Source organism: Blastococcus sp. SYSU DS0552 (assembly GCF_054050815.1).
On sequence record NZ_JBJHAB010000019.1, the window covers coordinates 65,723 to 71,938 of the forward strand.

At 73.2% G+C, this 6,216-nt stretch carries 7 protein-coding genes; 3 read left to right on the top strand and 4 right to left on the bottom strand.

What is annotated here, in order from left to right; genetic code table 11:
- Positions 1–3: 3 nt before the first annotated feature.
- A complete protein-coding gene (locus ACI8AG_RS17245; RefSeq protein ID WP_456597993.1) occupies positions 4–408 on the bottom strand; it encodes a hypothetical protein in 405 nt (134 codons plus the stop codon).
- Between the two features lie 213 nt (positions 409–621).
- Here ACI8AG_RS17245 and cimA point away from each other — a divergent pair, with 213 nt between their 5' ends.
- Positions 622–2,205, top strand: coding sequence for a citramalate synthase (cimA, locus tag ACI8AG_RS17250; protein ID WP_456597994.1), 1,584 nt, complete (start codon positions 622–624; stop codon positions 2,203–2,205).
- On the opposite strand, the gene ACI8AG_RS17255 is transcribed toward cimA, so the two are convergent.
- From ACI8AG_RS17255 to ACI8AG_RS17265, 3 genes are all read right to left on the bottom strand, one after another.
- Entirely contained in the window at positions 2,196–2,918 is a 723-nt protein-coding gene (locus ACI8AG_RS17255; RefSeq protein WP_456588850.1) for a glutamine amidotransferase, read from the bottom strand. The genes cimA and ACI8AG_RS17255 overlap by 10 nt on opposite strands.
- 8 nt (positions 2,919–2,926) lie before the next feature.
- Positions 2,927–3,253: a putative quinol monooxygenase gene (locus ACI8AG_RS17260; RefSeq protein ID WP_456588849.1), complete on the bottom strand. Its 327-nt coding sequence runs from the start codon at positions 3,251–3,253 to the stop codon at positions 2,927–2,929.
- Between the two features lie 154 nt (positions 3,254–3,407).
- Positions 3,408–3,788: a VOC family protein gene (locus tag ACI8AG_RS17265; protein WP_456597995.1), complete on the bottom strand. Its 381-nt coding sequence runs from the start codon at positions 3,786–3,788 to the stop codon at positions 3,408–3,410.
- 42 nt (positions 3,789–3,830) lie between these two features.
- Here ACI8AG_RS17265 and ACI8AG_RS17270 point away from each other — a divergent pair, with 42 nt between their 5' ends.
- Together ACI8AG_RS17270 and gltX are read left to right on the top strand one after the other, a co-directional pair.
- The gene (locus tag ACI8AG_RS17270) at positions 3,831–4,643 is read left to right on the top strand and encodes a fumarylacetoacetate hydrolase family protein (protein ID WP_456597996.1); all 813 of its coding nucleotides are present in this window, start codon (positions 3,831–3,833) and stop codon (positions 4,641–4,643) included.
- Positions 4,640–6,115, top strand: coding sequence for a glutamate--tRNA ligase (gene gltX / locus ACI8AG_RS17275; protein WP_456597997.1), 1,476 nt, complete (start codon positions 4,640–4,642; stop codon positions 6,113–6,115). Before ACI8AG_RS17270 ends, gltX begins: the two co-directional genes overlap by 4 nt.
- Positions 6,116–6,216: the final 101 nt, after the last annotated feature.

A 6,216-nucleotide genomic window follows, 5' to 3' on the forward strand; every position in this document is an offset into this window, starting at 1 on the left:
GTCTCAGCCCTCCGGAGGCTGCTCACGCAGCAGGTCGCCGACCGGCACCGGGAGGACGGCGCGCCCGGTCTCGCCCGGGGCGGGCCACTCCGGGCGCACCGTGCAGCCGGTGGGGGAGGACTCCACCAGCACGACCGGCTGCCAGGTCCAGTCCTCGCCCGGCTCCCCGGCCGCGACGGTACCGGCGGGGAACGGCTCGGGCAGCCGGGCCCACCACCGCCGGTCCAGTGCGCGCAGCCCCTCGGTGCGCAGCAGCGCCGCGGCGTCGCCGGGGGACCGGGGGCCGGCCAGGGGAGCGCCGGTGAGCAGCACCGGGCGCACCAGGCCGGCGGCGCCGTCGGGTGCCAGCCAGCCCACCAGCTCGCCGTCGACGGGGCGGTGCACGGGGGTCCACTCGGTCGGGATCACCAGGAGTGGGTACCAGCGCAGGGGGTGGCCCGTCGCCCGGTTTCCGGGACGGGGTGCCGCGCACCGCGCCTCCCGTGCTTTCATGGTCGGCGATGCACACCAGCGGCACGATCATCATCGCCTAGCGCGCAGTCACCCCCCCGACTGCGCGCAGACCTCCCGTACCCGGGGGGTCTTTTTCGTGTTCGGCCCTTGCCATCCCCGGGAGACACCGTGACCACCGAGACCGACTTCCACGTCTTCGACACCACGCTGCGCGACGGCGCCCAGCGGGAGGGGGTCAGCTACTCGGTCGCCGACAAGCTGGCGGTGGCCCGGCTGCTCGACGAGATCGGGGTCGGGTACATCGAGGGTGGCTGGCCGGGTGCCCTCCCCAAGGACACCGAGTTCTTCGCCCGGGCGCGGACCGAGCTGAAGCTCGAGCACGCCCAGCTGGTGGCGTTCGGGTCCACCCGCAAGGCCGGCGTCGCGGTGGCCGACGACCCGCAGGTCCGCGCCCTGCTCGACGCGGAGACGCCGGTGGTCTGCCTGGTGGCGAAGTCCGACGTGCGGCACGTGCGGGAGGCGCTGCGCACCACCCTGGAGGAGAACCTGGCGATGGTGGCCGACACCGTCGCCTTCTTCGTCGCCGCCGGCCGGCGGGTCTTCCTCGACTGCGAGCACTTCTTCGACGGCTACGCCGCCGACCCGGACTACGGGGTGCGCGTGCTGCAGGCGGCGTTCGACGCCGGGGCGGAGGTGGGCGTCCTGTGCGACACGAACGGCGGCATGCTGCCCATGGGGGTGGGGCGCGTGGTCGCCGACGTGGCATCCCGCGTGGACGGCAAGCTGGGCATCCACTGCCAGGACGACACCGGGTGCGCCGTGGCCAACACCCTGGCCGCGGTCGAGGCCGGCGTCACTCACGTGCAGGGGACGGCGAACGGCTACGGGGAGCGGGCCGGCAACGCCGACACGTTCGTGCTGATCGCCAACCTGGTCACCAAGATGGGCATCCCCGCGGTGCCCGCCGAGTGCCTCCCGGAGCTGCAGCGGGTCAGCCACGCGATCGCCGAACTGGCCAACATCGCCCCCGACGACCACCAGCCCTACGTGGGCGCCTCGGCGTTCGCGCACAAGGCGGGGCTGCACGCCAGCGCGATCAAGGTCAGCCCGGAGCTGTACAACCACCTCGACCCCGCGGTGGTCGGCAACGACATGCGCATCCTGGTCACGGAGATGGCCGGCCGGGCGTCGGTCGAGCTGAAGGGGCGCGAGCTGGGCGTGGACCTCTCCGACCAGTCCGACGCCATCGGCCGGGTCGTGGACCAGGTCAAGGTGCTGGAGGCCGACGGCTGGTCCTTCGAGGCCGCCGACGCCTCCTTCGAGCTGCTGCTGCGCGCGCAGCTGCCCGACGCGCCGCCGCCGCTGTTCGAGCTGGAGAGCTACCGGACCTCCGTCGAGCACTGGGGCAACGGCGTCGTCGTCAGCGAGGCGACGGTCAAGGTGCACGTCGACGGCGAGCGGATCATCAGCACCGGCGAGGGCAACGGCCCGGTGAACGCCCTGGACAACGCGCTCCGCCAGGCGCTGGTGCACCGCTACCCGCAGCTGGCCGACGTCTCCCTGGCCGACTACAAGGTCCGCATCCTGGGGTGGAAGGGCGGCACGAGCGCCACCACCCGCGTGCTCATCGACACCATCGACGGGGTGGGGGAGTGGACCACCGTCGGCGTCCACGCCAACATCGTGGAGGCGTCGTGGCACGCGCTCGTCGACGCGCTCACCTACGCGGTGATCCGCCGGCCTCAGCCGTAGCGGGCGACGAAGTTCGCCAGCAGCCGGCCGGGCGCGGTCACCACCGCGGGGGTCAGCCGTTCGACGACCGCCTCCACCTCGCTCGGCGCGAAGTAGCCGGCGTGCTGGTAGATGCGCACCCGCTGGACGATCCCCGCCACGTCGAGCTCCGGGTGGAACTGCGTGGCGTAGACGTTCTCCTTCACCTTGAACATCTGCACCGGGCAGGTCTCGGACGAGGCCAGCAGCACCGCGGTCGGTGGGAGGACGCGGCATGCCTCCTTGTGGCCGACGAAGGCCGCGAACCGGTCGGGCACCCCGGCCAGCAGCGGGTCCTCCCGCCCCTCCGGGGTCACCGTCACCTCCACCGCCGACACCGGCTCGCCGAACGCGCGGTCCACGACCCCGCCCTGGTGGGTGCCGAGGGTGCCGATCCCGTAGCAGGCGCCGAAGAACGGCAGGTCCCGGTCGACGATCTCGTCGAGCAGGCCGCCGACCTCGCGCTCCACCCGCACCTGGACGGCCGACTTCTCCTCGTCGGAGGAGTTGAACGGTCCGCCGCCGAGGAAGACGCCCGCGTAGTCGTCGAGGTCGATCGCAGGCAGCGGTCCCGTCTCCAAGCGGATCCGGTGCAGGCGCCGGGCAGGCAGCGCGGTGCACCGCAGGAACGAGGCGTACTCCTCGTCGGCTGCCTCGTCCTCCGGGCGGGAGGACAGCAGCAGGAAGGGCCGCACCTGAGGTGTCAGCGCGGCTGGATCTCACCCATCGGGCCCCACCCGGCGACCTCGGGCGCGTCCACGTAGATGATCTGCGGCTGCGCCGACACCAGGTCCGGTGCCTGCTCGACGAAGCGCTTGAAGGCGTCGGTGGCCACGTGGGCAGCGCCCGCGTCTGCGTCGCGGAAGCCCTCGACGCAGACGTAGGTGTCGGGCTCCTCCAGGCTCCGCGACCACTCGAAGAACAGCGAGCCCTCCTCGGCATTCACCGCGCGGGCGTAGTCGGCGGCCAGCCCGGTCCACTCGTCGGCGCGCTCGGGACGGACGGGGAACTTCACGACGATCAGGATCACGGTCACATTGTCGGCCTCCGGCCGACACCGCGGCCAGTTGCCGTCCCCCTGACGGGCGGAGCGGCTCCGTCGCGGCTGCCCGGGACCCTCCGGGCCCCACTCGCCGCGATACCGCGGCCAGTTGCCGTCCCCCTGACGGGCGGAGCCGCGCTGCCTACAGCGGCTCCAGCCGCGTCCTCAGCAGGCAGAACTCGTTGCCCTCCGGGTCGGCCAGCACGTGGAAGCTCTCGTCGCCGGACTGCCCGACGTCGGCCGGTGTCGCGCCCAGGTCGAGCAGCCGTTGCAGCTCGGCGGCCTGGTCGCGGTCGGTCGGGTTGACGTCGATGTGCAGCCGCACCTTGCCCGGGGTGGGCTCGGCCACCGGCTGGAAGATGAGCGTGGGCGCCGGCCCGCCGAACCCCGCCTCGGGCCCGATCTCGACCTCACCGTTCTCCTCCCGTCCCAGCACCCGGTAGCCCAGCACCGCCGCCCAGAAGGCGGCGAGGGACTCGGGGTCCCGGCTGTCGACGACGAGTTCGCTGAACCGGCAGGCCATGGGCGGACGATAGGCAGAACGGCGCGCGACTAACCTCGGCTCGTGCGCATCGTCCGTTTCGCCTCTCCTCAGGGCATGTCCTTCGGCGTCCTCGACGGGGACGGCCAGGTCGCCCAGATCGAGGGCCACCCCTTCGGCCAGATCTCCTTCACCGGTACCCGCTACGCGCAGGCCGACATCCGGCTGCTCTCGCCGATCCTGCCGAGCAAGGTCGTGTGCGTCGGGAAGAACTACGCCGAGCACGTCAAGGAGATGAACACCGGGGAGGCCCCGAAGGAACCGCTGCTGTTCCTCAAGCCCTCGACGTCGGTCATCGGCCCCGGCGACGCCATCCGCATCCCGCCCGGCAGCACGAACGTGCACCACGAGGTGGAGCTCGCCGTGGTGATCGGCGCCCGCGGGGCCCGCAACGTCACGCCGGAGCAGGCGCTGGGCAGCGTGTTCGGCTACACGATCGGCAACGACGTCACCGAGCGGGACATGCAGCGCAGCGACGGGCAGTGGACCCGCGCCAAGGGCTTCGACTCCTTCTGCCCGCTCGGGCCGTGGATCGAGACCGACCTGGGCGGCATCGGCCTCGACGCCGGCGACCTGGAGGTCACCTGCGACGTCGACGGCGAGCGTCGCCAGCACGGCCGCACCAGCCAGCTGCTCTTCGCCGTCCCCACGCTCATCTCCTACATCTCGCAGGTGATGACGCTGCTGCCCGGCGACGTGGTGCTCACCGGCACGCCCTCGGGCGTGGGCCCGATCCGCCCCGGCCAGACCGTGGCGTGCAGCATCCAGGGCCTGGGCACGCTGACCAACACCGTGACGGCGGCCGACGCCGTCTCGACGGCCGGTGGCGCCCGATGACCGTGCGCACCCGCTTCTGCCCGTCGCCGACCGGGCTGGTCCACGTCGGGCTGATCCGCACGGCCCTCTTCAACTGGGCGCACGCCCGCCACCACGGCGGCACGTTCGTCTTCCGCATCGAGGACACCGACGCCGCCCGCGACTCCGAGGAGTCCTACCGGCACCTGCTCGACAGCCTGCGCTGGCTCGGGCTGGACTGGGACGAGGGGCCGGAGGTCGGGGGCCCGAACGGCCCGTACCGGCAGTCCGAGCGGCACGACGTCTACCGGGAGGTGGCCGCGAAGCTGCTCGAGGCCGGCCACGCCTACGAGTCGTTCTCGACCAACGAGGAGGTCGACGCCCGGCGCCGCGCCGCCGGCGAGGACCCCAAGCTCGGCTACGACAACCACGACCGGTTCCTCACCGACGCCCAGAAGCAGGCCTTCCGCGACGAGGGCCGGTCCCCGGTACTGCGGCTGAAGATGCCCGACGAGGACCTCAGCTGGACCGACCTGGTCCGCGGCGAGGTGCGCTTCGCCGCGGGTGCGGTGCCCGACTTCGTGCTCGTGCGCGGCAACGGCGCCCCGCTCTACCCCTTCGTGAACCCGGTCGACGACGCCCTGATGGGCATCACCGACGTCCTCCGCGGCGAGGACCTGCTGCCCTCGACCCCGCGCCAGCTGGCCCTGTACGCGGCGCTCACCGACATCGGCGTTGCGCAGGGCACCCCCCGGTTCGGCCACCTCCCGCTGGTCACCGGCGAGGGAACCAAGAAGCTGTCCAAGCGCGACCCCACGTCCAACCTCGACGTCTACCGGGAGCGCGGCTTCCTCCCCGAGGGGCTGGTCAACTACCTGGCGCTGCTGGGCTGGTCGATCGCCGAGGACCGCGACATCTTCTCGGTCGCGGAGATGGTGGAGGCGTTCGACGTCACGAAGGTGAACGCGAACGCGGCGCGGTTCGACCTGAAGAAGGCCGAGGCGATCAACGCCACCCACCTGCGTGCCCTGCCGGTCGAGGAGTTCACCGCCCGGGTGGTGCCGTACCTGGCGGGCGCCGGGCTGGTCGCCGAGCCGCCCACCGCCGAGCAGGAGTCGGTGCTGCGGGCGATCGCGCCGCTGGCCCAGGAGCGCATGGTGGTGCTCTCCGAGGCCGTCGGGCTGCTGGGCTTCCTGTTCGTCGACGAGGTCACCATCGACCCCCAGGCGGCGGCGAAGCAGCTCGCGGGGGACGGCGCGGTCGAGGTGCTGGACGCGGCGGCGGCGGCGCTGCGCGAGCTGCCGGAGTGGACCACCCCGGCCATCGAGCAGGCGCTCAAGGACGCGCTGGTCGAGGGCCTGGGGCGCAAGCCGCGGCAGGCCTTCGGGCCGGTGCGGGTCGCCGTCAGCGGGCGCACGGTGTCCCCGCCGCTGTACGAGTCGATGGAGCTGCTCGGGCGCGAGCGGACGATGGCCCGGCTCGCGGCGGCCCGCACGGTGGCGACGGCGGGATGACCTTCCCGGGGACCGGGGGGGGGGGGGGGGGGGGGGGGGGGGGGGGGGGGGCGCCGGGCGCCCCGGCGCCCGCCGCGGGGGGGGGCGCGGGCGCGGCCGCC